This window comes from Paraburkholderia nodosa (assembly GCF_001718195.1).
Lineage (GTDB): Bacteria > Pseudomonadota > Gammaproteobacteria > Burkholderiales > Burkholderiaceae > Paraburkholderia > Paraburkholderia nodosa_A.
In genome coordinates this window covers 48,356-67,584 of the sequence record NZ_MCNV01000017.1, presented here as the reverse complement: position 1 = coordinate 67,584, position 19,229 = coordinate 48,356, and the positions used below count along the sequence as shown (strand labels likewise).

Below are 19,229 nucleotides of genomic sequence, written 5' to 3'. Positions count from 1 at the left end.
CGGTCGCAGCAGAACCTGGAGTACGTCATGAGAACGCTGACGCGTGCTGCGATATTTGCCGCCGCTACCAGTTGCCTGGCCGGCTGCATTAGCGTGGGGCCCGATTACAGTCGCCCCGAGGTGGCGGTGCCCGCAACGTGGCGGGTCGATTTGCCCGCGGCTGAAGAAGTCGTGGACACGGCGTGGTGGGAGCAATTCGACGATCCGGTGTTGAACGACCTGATTCAAACCGCACTGCAGGGCAATCTGGACGTGCGTATCGCAGCGGCGCGTATCGACCAGTTCATCGGCTTGTTGCGCGCTGCGCGCTCGCAGGGTCTCCCGCAGATCGGCTATGGCGCCAACGTGAGCCGCAACCGGACCAGCGAGGTCGGGATGCCACCGCTGTCCCCCTTGCTCGATCCCGTATTCAATCTTTATCAGGGCATGCTGTCCGCTTCCTGGCAAATCGACCTGTTCGGCCGGGTAAGACGCCTGACCGAAGCCGCGCAGGCGCAGGTCTATGCCAGCGAACAGGCCCAGCGGGGCGTCGTGCTTTCGCTGGTGACAGGCGTGGCGACCAGCTACATCACGCTGCGCGGGCTCGACCGGCAACTCGAAGTCGCACGGGCCACGGCGAGTAACTTCGGCGAAACATTACGCATATTCGAGTTGCGCTATCGCGACGGCCTGGTTTCCCAGACGGAGCTGTCCCAGGTGCGCTCGCAGTACAAGCTGGCTCAATCCGCGATACCGGCCATCAAACAGCAGATCGCCATCGTGGAAAACGGCATTTCTATTCTGCTGGGACGTAATCCCGGGCCCATTGCGCGAGGCAAGTCGGTGAGCGAGCTGGTGCTTCCTGTCATTCCGGCGGATCTGCCTTCGACATTGCTCGAGCGGCGGCCCGATATTTTGCAGGCCGAACAGAATCTGGTCGCGGCCAATGCGAATGTCGGCGCCACGCGTGCGCTTTACTATCCCACCCTCTCGCTGACGGGGGCGCTGGGTTCGGTCAGTACCGCGTTCGGCGACTTCCTTTCCGGGCCCGCCTCGCTCTGGTCGGTCGCAGCAGGACTCACCGGGCCGATCTTCACGTCGGGTGCGATTGGTGGCCAGGTGCAGTCAGCCGAGGCACAAAAGCGCCAGGCCGAACTGGTCTACAGGCAGACGGTGCTGGGCGCGTTCAACGACACCAATAATGCGCTCGTCAGCTCACAAATGACCATCGAGCAGACCGCGCTTCAACAGCAGCGCGTCGATGCCTTGCGCGAATATGCGAGGTTCTCGCGGCTCAAGTTCGAAGACGGGTTGATCGGCTATCTCGAAGTGCTGATATCCGAAAACGACCTGTTCTCCGCCGAGCTTGCGCTCGCCAACTTGCAGGCCTCGCGCTATAACCAGGTGATCAGCGTGTATCAGGCCATGGGTGGCGGCTGGGTGGATATCGCCGATTCGCGTACGCCCGTGTCCCTGAGCGCCGACCGAAAGGGCAATGCCTCACAGGGCAGGTGACACAGGCTTTAAAGACATAGGGCCAGGCTGCGCATCACGAAGCATCCGGTCGAATTGATACGCAGCAGAAGAAGGTCAAGGTCACTCTGTGTTTTGAAGTTGCTTCCAAGAGAAAACCCATGCTACGCACGTCGCTGAAGGTAATAAAAATATGCGTGTCGATCCTGGTCGTGCTCGCGTTACTCGCATTGGGTTTGCGGGCATGGTCTTCGCTGCGCGGCCCGCAACTATCGGTCTGGCACACCTACGTGCCGCGGGAGATGACCGTCGAAGCAATAGACGCCGGCGACTGGAGTGCGTACATGCGGGAGGAGTCGCGGCTTTTCGAGGATGTGCGCGTCAACGTCGTCGAAAAGATCGACGCATCCGAGCGTGTCCCGTCGAACCGATACTACGAAGGCTCACCGATCTATCCAGAGCACTTCACTCAGGACTGGAACCGCTCGTACATACTGGAACCTCCCGGACCGCCGGTGGGAGCGGTCGTGCTGCTGCACGGCATGACGGACTCGCCCTACAGTTTGCGGCACATCGCGCGCAACTATCGTGACCGGGGCTTTGTCGCGATCGCCATCCGTTTGCCTGGACACGGTACCGTGCCTGCGGGACTGACCAATGTCACATGGCAAGAATGGGCCGCAGCAACGCGACTCGCGGTTCGCGAAGCGCGCCGGCGCGTGGGCCCGGACAAGCCGCTGGAACTGATAGGCTTCTCGAACGGCGGCGCGCTTGCCCTGCAATATGCAATGGACGCCATCGAGAACCCCGCGCTCACGCGTCCCACCCGGCTCGTGCTCATTTCGCCGATGATCGGAGTCACGCGTTACGCGCGGTTTGCGGGCCTCGTGGGACTACCCGCGATGTTGCCCGCGTTCGCGCGGGCCGCCTGGCTTGGCATCGTGCCGGAATTCAACCCCTTCAAATTCAACTCGTTCCCGGTGAACGCAGCGCGTCAGTCCTGGTTGCTTACCCGCGCGATCCAGGAGCAGATGGCGAGGCTCGAGCGTGAGAATCGGTTGAATTCGCTCCCTCCCGTGCTGACGTTCCAGTCGGTGACCGATTTCACGGTCAGCACCCCTGCTGTCATGTCGTCGTTGTATGACAAGCTTCCCGCAAACGGCAGCGAAATCGTGTTGTTCGATGTGAACCGCAGCGTGAGTTTCAGAACCTTCCTGCGCGTCGCGTCCTATTCGGCGCTCACACGGCTGCTGCGCATCGGGCCGCAGAACTATCGCACCACGGTCATTGCCAACGCCTCCCAGGATTCGGCTCATACGGTCGAACGCAGTGTCGATGCCGGCAGTGTGGCAACTCACGTTCGCCCTTTGGAAATTGACTATCCTCCGGATATTTTTTCCTTATCGCATGTCGCGATTCCATTTCCCGTGACGGACGCACTCTACGGCATCGAGCCGGGCGACGACGAGAACTTCAATGTCAACCTTGGTACGCTCGCGCCGCGCGGAGAACGCGGCACGTTGATTCTGACGCTCGACTCGATGTTCCGGATTGCATCGAATCCGTTCTTCCCGTATCTCCTGCAACGCGTCGACGAGGGCATCGGCAAGATGCCTCCGCCAGTTGTCGATTCACCGAGGCGCACTCATGAGACCGCTGCCGGGAAGCCGGAGGATCCCGCAGAAGCGTTGAGGGAACTGGAGCAGGCCGGAGATGATTACGTCGAGCCGTAAGCCGACGCCTGCAACAGCAACTCGACTGGAAGAATCGACAGCATCCAGACACCGGGTCGGCCGACCTTGTTACTGAGCCCGGTTTGTCCGATGATACGGGCGGGGTGCGCAAGCTCGCATGGGGCCGCCGTGGCCACCGGCTGGTCAGACGTACTCGTGGAGCACCGGCACCTGTTGAGTGTTGCGTCATACCCGGAGACGAGCACCGTGAACATGACCCGATTGCTGCTCGGCAGCATCATGCTCTTCGTGGTGGGTACGGTGTTGCAGCTGGTATGGCCGCTGGCGCAGGCGGCGTCGTATCACCACTTCGCCGACCAACGCGCGCTGGGTTTGATACCGCATGCCGCGGACGTGCTGTCGAATCTCGTCATCCTGGCGGCAGGGATCGCCTGCCTCAGTTGGGCGAAGCGCAATGCGTCGCGGCAGCCGCCAAAATTCCCCGGCATGGTAGTCGCCGGATTCGGGCTCGTGCTGACCGCAATCGGGTCGGCCTACTATCACTGGGCACCTTCCGACGCGACGCTCGTCTGGGATCGCCTGCCGATGACAATCGTCTTCGCCGGCATACTGGCGATGGTCTGGACGTCGAAGACCGGGCAGCGCGTAGGCTGGGTGCCGTTGCTAATCCTGGTTGCCGTATCGCTAGGCACGATCGAGTACTGGCTCGCACTCAACAGCCTGTGGCCGTACGCGATCCTGCAGTTCGGCGGGCTCATGTTCATCGTCGGCTTGACGCTTACGCGCAAGGTGGACAGCGTATTCGGCTGGACGATGGTGATCGTTTTCTACGGGCTGGCCAAGGTCTTTGAGAGCCTTGACTGGCAGGTGTGGGAGCTCACTCGCCATGTGATCGCAGGGCATGCGCTGAAGCACGTATCGAGCGGCCTGGCCGGTGCCGCCCTGATTCTGGTGGCGAACGCGGCACCGCGCTTTGCAGTCGGCCCGGTTCCACCGCAGCCGGGAGCGATCGACCATTCCCAGTCGCCGCGCTGACGTGTTCGGATGACAAAGTTTCCGATGGCCGCCAGGATGGAGCCGGACACGCCGCTGGAATACTCGCCTTCTTCGAGCGCGCTCAGGTGAGGCGCGCGTTATCCAGGCTGGCGTCCGTCTTCCCAGCGCGGGTCCGCGGTAATCTGCACAATGAGCCGGCTTTCCAGCGGATTCGCGCTGAGCGTTTCCCAGATGCGTTCGCGCAATTCGTCCTGCGAGGCGAGATCGCCTAGCGTGGACGTTGCGCCGACGAGCACGCTGACTTCGACAAAATTGCGTCGGCCCGCCTGGATGACGTGTGTGTGATGGCGCAGAATGCCAAGTTCGCGTTCGAGCTTCGAAAGCGCCATTTCGATCTCCGAACGCGGATTGTTCTCTTCGGGGCTCATGTGCAGCAATTCAGCAAAGCTCGTGCTCACGATCTTCACTGGCGCAAAGAAAAAAATCAGTGAGAGCCCCGCGGTCATTGCACTGTCGACATAGCGCGCCCATAGATAGTGAAAGCTTTCGGGCAATATCGAATACACGAAAAAGCCGAGCAGTGTGGCTGCGCTGAACGAGAATTTCATGATCCATTTCCAGCCGTCGGTTTTGAGCAGCTTGGAATTGATCTGCGCGGCCGCGCGCTTTTTATAGACCACCATGGCAAAGCTGATCACGCAACTCGCGGCGCTGATCAGCATGACGCCTTGCGCATTCACCACGTGGCCGCCCGAACGTATCCCCTCAATCCCGTTCACGAAGCCATATACGCAAACGAGCAGCATCATGAGCCCGTTTATGCCGTTCACGAGCGGCTCGAGGAACCAATACCCGTATTCGAAGCGAGTCGTCGCGGGCCGGCTCACCACGGTGGCCACGAGCAATCCAAGCGCGGAACTCGCGAGATTGAGCAGATAGAAAATGGCGGTGAGCAGCAGCGTATCGGATTGCACGAAGAAGCCATAGCCGACGTTGGCCGCGAAACCGAGGCACACGACGTAAATGGAAACCTTCATCGTGCGCTGCTCGACCGCTGCGAGCCGCGCCTTGCGGAGCGCGTAGCTGATAGGCATGGTTCCTCGCTGTCGAACTTTGGAACGTTTGGATGGCAGCGGTGAGGCGAAACGCAGTCACGAGGCCGATGGATGCGGGCAGGCGCCGTGGCGCGCGGCTAACGCCACGCCGGGGTGCTCAGCCCGACGATCGCGGCGAGTCCGCCGCCCATCACCACGAGAAACGCGCACCACTCGGGCCGCGAAAATAGCGCCTCGCCACGCTCGCGACGCGCCCACATGTACAGCAGGCTGCCGGGTCCATAGAGCAGTGCGGACATGACGAGCAGTTCCAGCCCGCAAGCGTAAAGCAGGAACAGTGTATAAATCGTGGCGATGCCCGCTGTGGCATAGCGCAGTGTGCGCGTTCGCGCGCTCATGGCCGCTTGCGGCAGTGCGCGGATGGCCTTGAGCCCGAAGGTCGCCACGAAGAAGTAGGGGATGAGTGCCATCGCGCTCGTGAGGCGCAGCATGAGCGAGAAGGCGTCGGTGGACCAGTAGGTGCTGATGACGAAGGCCTGTACCACGCCGCTCGTGAGCCAGATCGCGGCGGTGGGAAGCTGCCGGGCGTTGCGGCGCGCGAAGATGGCTGGCATGGCGTCCGCTTTCGCGCTCGCATACAGCACTTCCGCGCAGATCAGCGACCACGCGAGGTAGGCGCCGAGAACGGAGACGATGAGCGCACCGCCGATGAACACCACGCCCGGCGAGCCGATTACGGCGCCAAGCACCGACGCCATCGAAGGTTGCCGCATGACGGCGATATCCACGCGCGGGAGATGCGCATAGGGCAGCAGCGTCACGAGCACGAGCAGCAACAGCACGAAGGCGAAGCCGAGTACCGTTGCCGCGCCCACGTCCGAGCGCTTCTTCGCGTAGCGCGAATAGACGCTTGCGCCTTCGATGCCGAGAAACACGAATACCGTCACGAGCATGGTCCCTTTGACCTGCGGGGCAAGCCCTCGAGCGCTTTCCGCGAGATTGTCCGTGAACGGCTCCGCACTCGCATAGACGCTCAAAATGCCGATAAAAACGAAAATGGGCAGAATCTTGACGACAGTAAGAATCGCATTGATGAGCGTGGCCTGCTGAATGCCGCGCAGCAGCATCCAGTGAAATGCCCATATGCCGACGGACGAAACGGCAATGGCAATCGGTGTATTGCCGTTTCCAAATGCCGGCACGAATGCGCCGAGCGTGGATTTGATCAGCACCCAATAAGAGACATTACCGAAGCAACCGGCCATCCAGTAGCCGAACGCAGAGAGAAAGCCGGCGTAGCCGCCGAAGCCGTCACGTGCATAAGCAAAGATGCCGGAGTCGAGGTCGGGCCGGATTTCGGCGAGAAGCTGGAAGACGCGGGCCAGCATATACATGCCGCCTCCCGCAATGCACCATGAGATGACGGCGGCCATTGGGCCCGCTTCGAGCGCGAAGTTGCGCGGCAGCGAATAGATGCCGGCGCCGACCATGGAGCCCACGACCATGGCCGTCAGGACCGGCAGCGACAATTTCTGGTCATCCGTCGATTTCATGTTCGAGCCTTTTTCTGATCTTTGACCGGTCGTAATGCAAGCGCGGGAAATCGCGGATAAAAAATGCGCGCCACATTGAATCGATGAACTATTCTCGAACGAATGTCACGTTGAATACATCATGTGCGAATCGTATTCCATAATGTTCGTCAGGTGTCCGGAGGATGGAAAGCAAAAGGAGAATTACCGGGAACGTATTGGTTGAATGTTCGCTAATGACCCTATGTGTAATCGTTAGCAAACAGGTCGAATGAATTAGCGAATCCGCAATGCGCCGCATTAGGGGGAATCTCATGCGATATCTCGCAGCAACACTTCTTGGCTCCGCAGTTGCTTCGCTCGCGCTTTCCGGCTGTGAGGCGCCGACTTCTGGCTCTGTCTTCACGCCAGCCCAGGCGCAGCAGGTGTTCGTGGTCGAACTCGGTGCGGTCGAATCGGTTCGGCCCGTCACGATCCAGCCGGGCCCAACGGGCATCGGCGCGATCACCGGCGGCGCGCTTGGCGGCATCGCGGCAGGCAGCAACATCGGGCGCGGCACCGGCGCTGTTGCAGCGGGCATCGGCGGCGCCGTGCTGGGTGGCGCGGCGGGCAATGCCGTGGAGCAGCGCGTCACGCAGCGGCAAGGCCTTGAAATCGTCGTGCGTCTGGATTCGGGACAACTGATATCGGTGGTCCAGGATTCGGATCAGCAATTCGTCCCCGGTGATCGTGTGCGTGTGCTGATGGGCAACAACTCGGTGCGCGTGACGCGGTGACCCTGCAGGCGCCCGAAGCCTGAACGGCGGCGCAGCGGTGCGCCGGCCGCCCGATAAAGCGCAGTTCCAAACAAAAAGCGAGGAAACCGATGGCCGATACCGAGCAGAAGATGAGTCGCGTGCAGTTGACCGCGATGGTAGTCGGGGGCATGGTGGGCGCCGGGATTTTTTCTCTGCCGCGGACCTTCGCCAATGCAACGGGGCCGGTCGGCGCGGCGATTGCGTGGCTCGTGGCGGGCGTGGGCATGTACACGCTCGCGCGCGTGTTTCAGGCGCTCGCGGAGCGCAAGCCGAATCTCGACGCCGGTGTGTTCGTCTATGCGAAAGAGGGCTTTGGCGATTACCCCGGCTTCCTCTCGGCGTTCGGTTACTGGATCGGCAGTTGCATCGGCAACGTTTCGTACTGGGTGCTGATCAAGTCCACGCTGGGCGCGTTCTTCCCGATTTTTGGCGACGGCAACACGGTCACGGCCATCGTCGTCGCGTCGATCGGCATCTGGCTGTTTCACTTCCTCATTCTGCGCGGCGTGAAGCAGGCCGCGTTCATCAACACTGTCGTGACGTTCGCCAAGGTCATTCCGATCGTGGTGTTCATCGTCATCCTCCTGTTCGTCTTCAAGTACGGGACCTTCCACCTGAATATCCAGTCCGCCGCGCAAGAGGGCGGCCTCATCCAGCAGATTCGCGCGACGATGTTCGTGACCGTGTTCGTGTTCATCGGCATCGAAGGGGCGAGCGTGTATTCGCGCTATGCGAAGGAGCGCACGGACGTGGGTCGTGCAACGATCTTCGGCTTCGCCGGCGTGACCACGCTCATGGTGCTCGTTTCCATGCTGCCTTTCGCCGTGCTGCCGCGCGCGGACGTGGCGGGCATGCGCCAGCCCTCCATGGCGGCCGTGCTCGAAAGCGTGGTCGGTCCGTGGGGCGGGATTTTCGTGAGCATCGGCCTGATCGTTTCCGTGCTCGGCGCGTATCTGGCGTGGTCGCTGATCTGCGCGGAGGTGATGTTCGCGGCGGCGCGCAATCAGGACATGCCGGCCGTGTTCGCGCGCGAAAACGCCAACAACGTGCCGGCCAATGCGCTCTGGATCACCAATATCGTCGTGCAGCTGCTGGTCGCGAGCACGTATTTCTCGCGCGATGCGTTCTCGCTGATGCTCAACCTCACGAGTTCGATGTCGCTGATTCCGTATCTGTTCGTCGCGGCCTACGGGTTCATGGTCTCGAACCGCGGCGAGAGCTACGAGGTTCGGCCCGAGGAGCGCAGGCGCGATCTCGCGCTGGCCACGGTCGCCGTGATCTACACGTTGTTCATGATCGTGGCCGGCGGTCTCAAGTTCATCCTGCTATCGGCGATTCTTTACGCGCCTGGCACGGTGCTGTATTTCCTCGCGCGGCGCGAGCGCAAGCTGAAGGTTTTCCAGCGTACGAGCGACTGGGTCATTTTCATCGTGGCGGCCGTAGCGGCCATCGTAGGCGTCGTTGCGCTGGCCACGGGCACCATGGCGGTCTAACGAGAACGAGCGGAGATCGATATGTCCAAGGCGAAGGGCGGTGGCAAGAGTGAAAGGGGCGAAAAGGTAGAAAAGGTAGAAAAGGTAGAAAAGGCGGAGAAAGCCGCGAAGGGCGGCAAGGGCAAGGCGAAGGAAGGGAGCGCGCTTGGCGTGTACTCGGAGGTCGGGCAACTGCGCAAGGTGATGGTGTGTGCGCCCGGCATGGCGCACTCGCGTCTCACGCCGAGCAATTGCGACGAGCTGCTGTTCGACGACGTGCTGTGGGTCGACAACGCGAAGCGCGACCATTTCGACTTCGTCACGAAGATGCGCGACCGCGGCGTCGAGGTCGTGGAAATGCACAACCTGCTCGCCGAAACCGTTGCCGTGCCAGAAGGCAAGAAGTGGATTCTCGACAACCAGATCGTGCCGAACCAGGTCGGGCTGGGGTTCATCGACGAACTGCGCAGCTATCTGGAAGAGCTCGAGGATCGCAAGCTGGCCGAGACCTTGCTCGGCGGCCTTTCGATCCACGATTTCCCCGAATCGCATGGCGGCGCGGCGCTCAAGGTCGTGCGCGAAGCGGCCGGGTCCACCGAATATCTGCTGCCGCCGCTGCCGAACACGATCTACACGCGCGACACCACTTGCTGGATTTACGGCGGCGTGACGCTCAATCCGCTGTACTGGCCTGCGCGGCACGAGGAAACGATTCTAGCCGCGGCGATTTACCAGTTTCATCCGGATTTCGCGGGCAAGGTCAACGTGTGGTGGGGCGACCCCACACAGGACCACGGCATGGCGACGCTCGAAGGCGGCGATGTCATGCCCATCGGCAACAAGACCGTGCTGATCGGCATGAGCGAGCGCACCTCGCGCCAGGCGATCAGCCAGCTCGCCGCCACGCTCTTCAAGAAGGGCGCCGCCGAGCAGGTGATCGTGGCGGCGATGCCGAAAATTCGCGCGGCCATGCACCTCGATACGGTCTTCACCTTTGCCGATCGCGACTGCGTGCTGATCGCGCCGGATTTCCTCGCACGCACGCGCACCTTCACGTACCGGCCCAGCGATCAACCGGCGGGTGTGGAGCTGCGCCAGGAGAAGAAGTCCTTTGTCGAGGTGGTGAGCGCGGCGCTCCGCATCAAGAAAATGCGTGTGGTGGAAGCGGGCGGCAACGACTACCAGCGTGAACGCACACAATGGGACAGCGGCGCGAACCTCGTTTGCACCTCGCCCGGCGTGGTCTTCGCTTACGACCGCAACACCTATACGAACACGCTGCTGCGCAAGGCCGGCATCGAGGTCGTGACGATCGTGGGCGCGGAACTGGGGCGCGGGCGCGGCGGCGGCCATTGCATGACGTGCCCGATCATTCGCGACGCAGTGGACTTCTAGCGTCGCAGGGCGAGGAGATCGTTGCGGGCGCAAGCAGCGGCGGCATCTCCGCGCCGCAATGGTGCCGGATCGATGCGGCGTGGAAGTCGAGACTTTCAAAGCTTACGGGCATGCGGACTGCTGCGCAGTCCTGTGGGGTGCGCCATGCGCGCACCTCGCCCCCATCGCAACCATCTGATCCCCGATCATGGACGATTTCCTCAACCGCCTTTTCCATCTGCAACCCTCGCTGCTCGCCACGATGACACACGACGTGATGAATGTGATCGTCGCCGTGCTGATGCTGGTGGTTGGGTGGTGGGTTTCCAATCGCGTGGCGCACATATTCGCGAGCATGCTCGCGCACTCGCACGCCGATCCCACGCTCGCACCGATGCTCGCAGGTATGGCGGCATGGACCGTGCGCGTCATTGCGCTCGTTGCCGCGCTCAGCGAGGTGGGCATCGCCACGGCTAGCGTGCTCGCCGCGCTGGGCGCCGCCGGTCTCGCCATCGGCCTCGCATTGCAAGGCACGCTGCAAAACATCGCTGCCGGCATCATGCTGCTGATGCTGCGCCCGTTTCGCGCGGGCGACGTGATCGAAGGCAGCGGCGCGGCGGCGGGCATCGTGTGCGAAGTGGGGCTGTTCACCACGCGTATCGAGCGCGGCGATGGCAACGTCGTCTTCGTGCCGAACAGCCAGATCTGGAGCAATCCCGTCATCAACTACAGCAGCGGCGGCACGCAGCGTATCGACGTCACGGTCGATCTCGCGCGGCGCGACCAGGTGGACGCCGCCATCGGCAAGCTCAAGGAGATGGTTTCCGCCGAACCGCGCGTGCAGAACGGTACGACGCTCGCGCCGACGGTCGCCGTGGACAGCTACCCGTCCAGCGGCGGCGCGCGCTTGCTGGTGCGCGCCTGGGTGCGCAACGCCGACGCGCAATACGCCGTCGACGACATCCGCGGACATGCGCGCGAAACGCTCGCCACTGCGGGACTCGCCGTGGCGGGCAACGCGCGCATGGCGGGCGATCATGCTGCGCTCACGCGCTCGTGAGCCGTTGCTCAAACGTAGCGTTAAAGCACGTTGAGCATGGCGAGCGCGCTTTCCTGCAGATGCGGCAGAACGCGCTGAAGGGCGGCCTCGGGACTTTCCTCGCCCATCGGCATGTTGGTGCTGAGCGCGGCGACGACTTCGCCGTTGCGATTCCTGAGCGGCACGGCAATGCCGCGCACGCCCACCTGCAACTGCTGCTCGATGAGCGCATAGCCGTCCACGCGTGCGCGCCCGATTTTCTCGCGCAGGCGCGCGCCGCTCGTGATCGTATGCGGCGTGAAGGGCGACAGTTCGACCGTATCGAGCCACGCTGAAACTGCGCTTTGATCGGCCTCGTGCGCGAGCAGCACCACGCCCGGCGAGATGAGCGGCGCGGGCACGCGCGCGCCGAGTACGAAGCCAGTCGTCATGACGCGCGACACGCCATTGCGCGCGATCACGACGAGGTCCCAGCCGTCGAGCACGCTCACATAGGCCGACTCGTTGAGCGTCGCGCTTAGCTGCTGCAGATAGGGCTGCACGGTGCGCGGCAGACGCGCCGAATCGAAGTAAGACCAGCCTACCCGCAGCACGCGCGGCGTAAGGCCGTACAGCCGGCCGTCCGTGTACACATAGCCCAGCGATTCGAGCGTGAGCAGATAGCGGCGCGCGGCGGTGCGCGAGAGGCCGGTGCGCTCGGCCGCCTGGGTGGGCGTCATGCGCGCGTGCTCGCTGTCGAAGGCTTCGAGAATCGCGAGGCCTTTTTCGAGCCCGGCGATCCAGTCGCGCCGGTCCAGTGGCGGTTTTTTCATCGGCGCGCAAGACCCTGTGCTGCACGGTGGTCAAAACAATGGAAAAAGCCGCAAGCGCGAAACGCCTGCGGCTTGCGTGCGAACGATCGGCTCTTGCTCACTCCGGCTTCATGCGCGCCGCCACGATCAGCGAGATCAGGCAGCCAATCGCGAGGTACGCGGCGACGAGGTGCCACGAACCGCCGCCGAAGCCCACCAGCGCCACGGCGATGAACGGGGTGAAGCCGCCGCCCACCACGCTCGCGAACTGGTAGCCCACGCCCGCGCCGCTGTAGCGGTACTCCGCGCCGAACAGCTCGGTGAAGAGCGGTTGCTGCACGCTCACGACCATGTCGTGGGCGATGTTCGCGAGCATCACGGAGAAGATCACGATCCAGATCGTGGCCCGCGCTTCGAGCGCGAGGAAGAACGGCACGGCGCTCAGGAGACCGATGAACGCGCCGATCAGATAGATGCGGCGCAGCCCGAGGCGATCGGCGAGCCACGCGAAGCAGGGGATCGTCACGCAGGAGAGCGCGCCGACGAACAGGCCGATGCCGAGAAAGAGATCGCGCGACATGCCGAGGTTGGTGGTCGAATAGCTCAGCGCGAAGGCGGTCACGATATACATCGTGAAGAGTTCGGCAAGGCGCAGCGCGATGATGTACAGGAAGGCCTTCGGGTGACGCGTGAGCGCTTCGAGCACCGGCATCTTGAGCTTGCGATGACCGTGCTCGACTTTCTCGACGAACTCGCGCGACTCGTCCATGCTCGAGCGCACCCACAGGCCGACGAGCACCAGCACCACGCTGAAGAGGAACGGCAGACGCCAGCCCCACGAACGGAACGCCGCGTCGCCGAGCAGGTGGCTCAGGAGCGCCACGAGGCCGGTGGCGAGCACGAGGCCCACGCCGTAGCCCACCTGCACGCCGCTGCTATAGAACGCCTTCTTGCCGCGCGGCGCGCTTTCCACGGCCATCAGCGCCGCGCCGCCCCATTCGCCGCCCACGGCGAAGCCTTGCAGCGCGCGCATCGTGACGAGCAGCACGGGCGCCCACCAGCCGATGGTCGCAAAGGTCGGCAACAGACCGATGGCCACGGTGGAAAGGCCCATCATCATGACGGTCAGAACGAGCATGCGTTTGCGGCCGAGCCGGTCGCCGAAGTGGCCGAACACGACGCCGCCGAGCGGCCGGAAGAGAAAGCCCACACCGAAGGTCGCGAACGCGGCGAGCGTGCCCATGGTCCTGCCGACCTGCGGGAAGAACGCCACGTTGAACACCAGCGCGGCGACGATGCCGTAGAGCAGGAAGTCGTACCAGTCGACGACCGCGCCGACGAAGCTGCCGAGCGCCGCCTTGCGGGCCTGGCTGCGCGACGGGGCGAAAGGGGCGGCGTCGCCGGTGGTGTCGAGGCTTGGGGTCATCAGTTGTCTCCAGACTGTTGCGCATGTGCCATGCTGCTGCAGTATTCAGGATGCGCGCTAAACGTGAGACGCAGCATAGGGCGGCCCTCGCGGTCCGGCAATGCGTGGTGGCGCCGTTTTGCGCGATTATCGCCCAAGTGCGTGCGATTATCGAACGCTTTGCGGGTTTGCACCGAGATGGCGCGTGGACCGACCGCGCACGGCGGTCTTCGTCAAAATGAACGAAATGGTTAAAATCGGCCTGCCTCATATGCCAGATTCGCGGCCTCGAAGTCGCGACGGGGCGGCGAGGTGTCCGTTTCAGCGCTTGCGTCAGGAGCCCACTGCATGTCCAGCCCCTCTAATCCTCCGCCGCAGGCGGACAATCCGCTCGGCATGGCGGGACTCGAGTTCGTCGAGTTCGCCGCGCCCGAACCCGCCGATCTCGGCCGCCGTTTCGAGCAGTTCGGCTTCAAGGCGATCGCACGCCACGTGAGCAAGGCGGTCACGCTCTACCGCCAGGGCGAGATGAATTTCCTGCTGAACGCCGAGCCCGACTCGTTCGCCGCGCGTTACGCGCAGGAGTACGGCATGGGCATCTGCGCGATCGGCGTGCGCGTCGACAATGCCAGGCGCGCCTTCGAGCACGCCATCTCGCTCGGCGCGTGGGCGTTCGAAGGCGAGCGTCTCGGTCCCGCGGAACTGCACATTCCCGCGATCCAGGGTATCGGCGACTCGCACCTCTATTTCATCGACCGCTGGCGCGGCCGCGGCGGCCAGCGCGGCGGCGTGGGCGACATTTCGATCTTCGACATCGACTTCCGGCCCATCGACGTCGCCACGGCGCATACCGATCTCGATCACGGCGGCACCGGCCTCACGCGCGTCGACCATCTCACGCAAACGGTGGGGGCGGGGCGCATTGCCGAATGGCTCGACTTCTATCGCGACCTGCTGCATTTCCGCGAGATCCACGAAATCAACGCGAACTGGCACGTGTCCGAGGAGTCCCGCGTGATGGTGTCGCCCGATGGCGAACTGCGCATTCCTGTTTATGAGGAAGGCACGCGGCGCACGCAGCTATTGCACGACTATCTGCCCGAGCATCCCGGCGAAGGCGTGCAGCACATCGCGCTGGCGAGCAACGACATCCTCGCGAGCGTCGATGCGCTCAAGGCCAATGGCGTGGAGTTCGTCGAACCGCCGCCCGCTTACTACGACACCGTGGATGCGCGTTTGCCAGGCCACGGCGTGGAACTGGAAGCGCTGCGCAAGCGCCATGTGCTGATCGATGGCGAGATTGGCGAAGACGGCGTGCCGCGGCTCTTTTTCCAGACCTTTGCCAAACGCCATCCCGGCGAAATCTTTTTCGAAGTCGTGCAGCGCAGCGGCCACCACGGTTTCGGCGAGGGCAATCTCGACGTGCTCGCGCGGGCGCGCGAGGCGGGTGCGAAGCTGGGCCAGGCGCCCGGCTAAGTCCCACCGTGCACGACGTCAGCGTTCCACGCGTGACTTCGCGGCTGCGCCCGTTGTCCTGCGCGTGCGCGCGGTAGCGAGCGCGGCGGCGCGCGGCGAGACCATCGTGCGGCAGCGATGGCGAATTTCCTTGCTGAACTCGGTGCACGCCTGGGTCATCAGGTCCGTGGCACCCCGTGTCATGTCGAGACTTTGCCGACCAGATGAAAACGCGACGAGGGATGCCAAAGCTCGACAGCGGTCGCCACGGCGCTGCCGACCCACGTACGCCGCCACATCAGCAGGCAGGGCTCGCCAATATTCATCGCAAGATGGCGTCGTATATCCGCATCCGGTTTTTGCGCGTAGATCCGGAACTCCGCCCGTTGAACCGGCGCGAGCCGCATCATGTAGTGGTTCGGTGTTTCCCGTGTGAAGTCCTGTTCGAGATAACCCGGAAACACATGGGGGTTCACGTAGCGGTCCTCGTACAGAATCGCTTCGTCTTCCTCGTAGTGGACGATACGCGAATGGAACACGGAACCGCAGCCGAGCTCGAGCGCGGCCATCGCCTGATCGTTCGAGCTCGCGCCCAGCGTCAGCACCCGCGCGCTGTGCCGGTGACCGCGCGCGGCGATTTCGTCGGCGATGTTGCGAACCTCGAGGACGGTCGATTCGACGTCGCGCGAGGCGACGAACGTTCCCGCGCCCTGAACGCGTCTGAGCACATGCTCGGCCGACAGTTCGCGCAGCGCGCGCGATACGGTCATTCGCGCGACGCCGAATTCCTTGACGAGCTCTGTCTCCGACGGAATTGCCTCACCGGGCTTCCAGGTCCCGTCCGTGATTCGATCGACCACGTAGCGCTTGATCTGCTCATACGCTGGAGCGGCCTTATGCGCTGTCGCGGACTGCGTCGAGTTGTCGATCAGCGAAGATGGCGCGTTCATATATGACCTCGCTTCAGACGCCGACCGAGCCGGGCACCGCGCGGCTCGCCGGGGCCGCCGTACTGCGCGCGATTGGCGGTAAGTCCAGCGCCGGTTCCCGCGAGACGGTCATGGCGTCGTCTCGTGCCGTGCCGGCAAGCGGCGGCGGGGCGCTGTCGGCAACGAGGCGAAACGCGAAAGTCATGTCGTCGGAAAGCGGGCGGTCGTCGCGATAGGTCGGCAGCGTGGCGCGCACGCTGGCGTAGATCGCGTCCGTATAGGGCGCGCGCGCCGCGTCGAGCGGCTGCAGATCGTAGGCTTGTGCCGCGGCGAGCAGTTCGATGCCGAGGATGCGGTTGCTGTTCTCGATGACCGCGAGCGCCTTCAGCGCGGCCGGCGTCGCATGGCACAAATGATCTTCCTGCAGCCCCGATGTCACGCCGCCGTCGAGACTCGCGGGAGCGGCTTCACGGCGGTTCTGCGCGACGAGCGACGCGGCCGTGTACTGCGCAATCATGAAGCCCGAACGCGTGCCGCATGCGTGCGCGAGGAAGGCTGGCAGACCGCTCACGAGCGGGTTGACCAGACGGTCGAGGCGGCGTTCTGCCATCGCCGCGACCTGCGCAATCGCGGTTGCGAGGCTGTCCATGGCGAGCGCGATCGAGGCGCCGACCGCATGCGCCTGGGAGTACACCCGGGGCGACTCCGGCGTGCCGGCAACGATCGGATTGTCCGTCACCGAGGCAAGCTCGCGGTTCACGACTTCGGCCGTTGCCGCGAACGTGTCTCGCGCGGCGCCGTGCACGTGCGGTATCGTGCGGACGCTGAGCGGGTCCTGGGTGCGCCGCCCGAGAGAAATTTCGAGCAGCGCGCTACCGGCGAGCGCCGCGCGCAGACGCTCGCCCACGTGGGCGAGGCCCGGCGACACACGAAATGCAAGTGAACGGGTGTCGAACGCCGCGATCTGCCCGCCCAGATTCTCGAAGCTCATTGCGGCGACGACGTCCGCCCAGTCGAGCAAGCGCTCCGCGCGGTGAAGCGCGAGCGCAGCGAGCCCGGTCACGCACGGCGTGCCGTTCACGAGGCTCAATCCCTCCTTCGCTTGGAGCGACAGGGGCTGCAAGCCGAGCCGCTGCAGGGCCTGAGCGCCGCTCACGCGCTCGCCGTTCCAGCGCACGTGTCCCGCGCCCACGCAAACGAGCGCGATGTGCGCCATATGGCTCAGATAGCCGACGGAACCGAACGCGGGCACCTCCGGCAGGCAATTCGCCTCCAGCAGCGTGGCGAGACGCTCGACGACTTCGAGGCGCACACCCGAGTGTCCATGCGCGAAGTTGTTGATGGCCGCAGCCATGATCGCGCGCGTCTCGTCTGCCCCTAGCGGCTCGCCCACGCCCACTGCGTGGCTCATGAGGATGTTGTGCGACAGGTCGTGCTGTTCGTCTTGCGAGACGATCACATCGCACAGCGCGCCGACGCCCGTGTTCACGCCATACGCACGGATGCTGCGCGCGACGATCTGTTCGACGAGCACACGGGCGCTGCGAATGTTCGCCTGCGCATCGGCGCCGAGGATCAGCGGCTCGCCTGCGGCGACGCTAGCGATCGCGCGCCAGTCGAGCGGATTCTGGGTACGGGTGATGGCCATGGGAGTGCGTGGTGCGGGTTTAGTGAGCGTTGCGATCCTGGTGGCTCGACACGAACTGGCGGAAGCGGTCCGACTTCAGTTCGCCGAATACCTCGTCTGGCGTGCCATCCGAATCCACCTGGCCCTGGTGCAGGAACATCACGCGATTCGAAACGTGGCGTGCGAAGCCCATCTCGTGCGTGACGACGAGCATCGTGCGGCCTTCGTCGGCGAGCGTGCGCATCACGCGCAGCACTTCGCCGACCAGCTCGGGGTCGAGCGCCGAGGTCGGCTCGTCGAACAGCATCACCTTCGGATGCATCGCGAGCGCGCGTGCAATCGCCACGCGCTGCTGCTGGCCGCCCGACAGGTGTGCGGGGTAGTGGCCGCGCTTGTCGGCAAGGCCGACCTTGGCGAGCAGCGCCTCGGCTTCTTCGACCGCCTCGGCGCGGCTGCGCTTGAGCACGCGCATGGGGCCTTCGATCAGGTTCTCCAGCACGGTCATGTGCGACCACAAGTTGAAGTTCTGAAACACCATGCCGAGTTGCGAGCGCACGCGGTCGACCTGACGGCGGTCGCCCGGTTGCAGCTTGCCGTCGCTGCGGCGCTTCATCTTGAGTTCCTCGCCCGCGAGCGCGACCGAGCCGTCGTCCGGCGTCTCCAGCAGATTCAGGCAGCGCAGGAACGTGCTCTTGCCCGAACCGCTCGCGCCGAGAATCGAAATGACGTCGCCCTCGTGCGCGTCGAGCGAAATGCCCTTGAGCACGTGATGGTCACCGAACGACTTGTGGATGTTGCGCACCGACAGCGCAATGGGTGCTGACGTATTCATCAATCTCTCCAGGTAGGGCGGCGGGTCACGACGCGGCGCGCGTGGCTTCGAGCGGCGCGGCGGGTTTGCGCGGGGCGGGCGGCGCCGCGCGCAGGTGGCGCGACAGCCGTTGCTCGACGAAGCCGATCACGCGCACGACCACGAAGTTCAGGAACAGGTAGATCAGCGCGGCGCACGTGAATACCTCGGTGGTGCGATAGGTCTGCTGAATGATCTGCTGCGCGACCCCCGTCACTTCCCAAACGGTGACAAGGCTAGCCAGCGCCGTCGACTTGACGAGCAGCACGGCTTCGGTCGAATACGCGGGCAGGCACTGACGCAGCGCGATCGGGCCGATCACGCGGCGCAGCAGGGCGAAGCCGGAAAGGCCGATCGAGTAGCCGGCTTCGATCTGCCCGACGGGCACCGCCATGAGGCCGCCGCGGATGATCTCGGCCGTGTATCCCGCCGTGCACAACGCGAGCGACAGGACCGCGCAGACATAGGGTTCGCGCAACACGGGCCACAGAAAGCTTTCGCGAATCACGCCGAACTGCCCGAGGCCGTAATAGACGAGGAACATCTGGATCAGCAGCGGCGAGCCGCGAAATACGAGAATGTAGGCGCGCGCAAAACGGTTCGGCAGCCAGTGCGGCGAGACGCGCATCGTGACGATCACGAGCGAGAGCAAGCCGCCCAGCACGAGCGACACGAAGAAAAGGCCGAGCGTCGTCGGCACGGCGCCGATGAGCTGACGCATCGTGTCGAGCAGGAACGCGAAATCGATATGCATGAGTGTG

General features: G+C 63.9%; 17 protein-coding genes. 8 read left to right on the top strand and 9 right to left on the bottom strand.

The features are described 5' to 3' along the window. The first annotated feature begins 27 nt into the window (after nucleotides 1-27). From BFD71_RS25520 to BFD71_RS25510, 3 genes are all read left to right on the top strand, one after another. The gene (locus BFD71_RS25520; RefSeq protein ID WP_069267106.1) at nucleotides 28-1,494 is read left to right on the top strand and encodes an efflux transporter outer membrane subunit; all 1,467 of its coding nucleotides are present in this window, start codon (nucleotides 28-30) and stop codon (nucleotides 1,492-1,494) included. A 119-nt stretch (nucleotides 1,495-1,613) separates the two neighbouring features. Continuing rightward, complete coding sequence (locus BFD71_RS25515) at nucleotides 1,614-3,185, top strand: alpha/beta hydrolase (protein WP_069267105.1); 1,572 nt, start codon at nucleotides 1,614-1,616, stop codon at nucleotides 3,183-3,185. A 213-nt stretch (nucleotides 3,186-3,398) separates the two neighbouring features. Then, on the top strand, nucleotides 3,399-4,181 hold the full coding sequence (locus tag BFD71_RS25510) for a ceramidase (protein ID WP_256094928.1): 783 nt from the start codon (nucleotides 3,399-3,401) through the stop codon (nucleotides 4,179-4,181). Between the two features lie 98 nt (nucleotides 4,182-4,279). On the opposite strand, the gene BFD71_RS25505 is transcribed toward BFD71_RS25510, so the two are convergent. Together BFD71_RS25505 and BFD71_RS25500 are read right to left on the bottom strand one after the other, a co-directional pair. Beyond that, nucleotides 4,280-5,236, bottom strand: a complete 957-nt coding sequence (locus BFD71_RS25505) for a cation diffusion facilitator family transporter (protein ID WP_069267103.1) — start codon at nucleotides 5,234-5,236, stop codon at nucleotides 4,280-4,282. A gap of 98 nt (nucleotides 5,237-5,334) precedes the next feature. After that, a complete protein-coding gene (locus BFD71_RS25500) occupies nucleotides 5,335-6,750 on the bottom strand; it encodes a basic amino acid/polyamine antiporter (protein WP_069267102.1) in 1,416 nt (471 codons plus the stop codon). A gap of 293 nt (nucleotides 6,751-7,043) precedes the next feature. On the opposite strand from BFD71_RS25500, the gene BFD71_RS25495 reads away from it, so the two are divergent. The 4 genes from BFD71_RS25495 (at nucleotide 7,044) to BFD71_RS25480 (ending at nucleotide 11,432) form a co-directional block, all read left to right on the top strand. Beyond that, the gene (locus BFD71_RS25495; protein ID WP_254315497.1) at nucleotides 7,044-7,505 is read left to right on the top strand and encodes a hypothetical protein; all 462 of its coding nucleotides are present in this window, start codon (nucleotides 7,044-7,046) and stop codon (nucleotides 7,503-7,505) included. An 89-nt stretch (nucleotides 7,506-7,594) separates the two neighbouring features. Continuing rightward, the gene (locus tag BFD71_RS25490) at nucleotides 7,595-9,019 is read left to right on the top strand and encodes a basic amino acid/polyamine antiporter (protein ID WP_069267100.1); all 1,425 of its coding nucleotides are present in this window, start codon (nucleotides 7,595-7,597) and stop codon (nucleotides 9,017-9,019) included. A gap of 183 nt (nucleotides 9,020-9,202) precedes the next feature. Further along, a complete protein-coding gene (locus BFD71_RS25485) occupies nucleotides 9,203-10,393 on the top strand; it encodes an arginine deiminase (RefSeq protein WP_370684312.1) in 1,191 nt (396 codons plus the stop codon). 187 nt (nucleotides 10,394-10,580) lie between these two features. Then, nucleotides 10,581-11,432, top strand: coding sequence for a mechanosensitive ion channel family protein (locus BFD71_RS25480; protein WP_069267099.1), 852 nt, complete (start codon nucleotides 10,581-10,583; stop codon nucleotides 11,430-11,432). A gap of 20 nt (nucleotides 11,433-11,452) precedes the next feature. On the opposite strand, the gene BFD71_RS25475 is transcribed toward BFD71_RS25480, so the two are convergent. After that, nucleotides 11,453-12,223 (bottom strand): IclR family transcriptional regulator domain-containing protein, encoded by a 771-nt coding sequence (locus BFD71_RS25475; protein ID WP_069267098.1) that lies wholly within the window; start codon nucleotides 12,221-12,223, stop codon nucleotides 11,453-11,455. 97 nt (nucleotides 12,224-12,320) lie between these two features. Then, complete coding sequence (gene shiA, locus BFD71_RS25470; RefSeq protein ID WP_069267097.1) at nucleotides 12,321-13,628, bottom strand: shikimate transporter; 1,308 nt, start codon at nucleotides 13,626-13,628, stop codon at nucleotides 12,321-12,323. A 327-nt stretch (nucleotides 13,629-13,955) separates the two neighbouring features. Here shiA and BFD71_RS25465 point away from each other — a divergent pair, with 327 nt between their 5' ends. Next, nucleotides 13,956-15,083: a 4-hydroxyphenylpyruvate dioxygenase family protein gene (locus BFD71_RS25465; protein WP_069267096.1), complete on the top strand. Its 1,128-nt coding sequence runs from the start codon at nucleotides 13,956-13,958 to the stop codon at nucleotides 15,081-15,083. An 18-nt stretch (nucleotides 15,084-15,101) separates the two neighbouring features. On the opposite strand, the gene BFD71_RS41585 is transcribed toward BFD71_RS25465, so the two are convergent. From BFD71_RS41585 to BFD71_RS25445, 5 genes are read right to left on the bottom strand one after another with little or no spacing between them, the layout of a single operon-like run. Continuing rightward, nucleotides 15,102-15,266: a hypothetical protein gene (locus tag BFD71_RS41585; protein ID WP_176732959.1), complete on the bottom strand. Its 165-nt coding sequence runs from the start codon at nucleotides 15,264-15,266 to the stop codon at nucleotides 15,102-15,104. Next, nucleotides 15,263-16,012 (bottom strand): histidine utilization repressor, encoded by a 750-nt coding sequence (hutC, locus tag BFD71_RS25460; protein ID WP_069267095.1) that lies wholly within the window; start codon nucleotides 16,010-16,012, stop codon nucleotides 15,263-15,265. Before hutC ends, BFD71_RS41585 begins: the two co-directional genes overlap by 4 nt. 13 nt (nucleotides 16,013-16,025) lie before the next feature. Then, entirely contained in the window at nucleotides 16,026-17,639 is a 1,614-nt protein-coding gene (locus BFD71_RS25455) for an HAL/PAL/TAL family ammonia-lyase (RefSeq protein ID WP_069267094.1), read from the bottom strand. Nucleotides 17,640-17,658: 19 nt separating this feature from the next. Further along, entirely contained in the window at nucleotides 17,659-18,450 is a 792-nt protein-coding gene (locus tag BFD71_RS25450; protein WP_069267093.1) for an ABC transporter ATP-binding protein, read from the bottom strand. 25 nt (nucleotides 18,451-18,475) lie between these two features. Then, nucleotides 18,476-19,222 carry an ABC transporter permease gene (locus BFD71_RS25445; RefSeq protein WP_069267092.1) on the bottom strand — a complete coding sequence of 249 codons (747 nt, stop codon included), beginning with the start codon at nucleotides 19,220-19,222 and terminating at the stop codon, nucleotides 18,476-18,478. Nucleotides 19,223-19,229 lie beyond the last annotated feature (7 nt).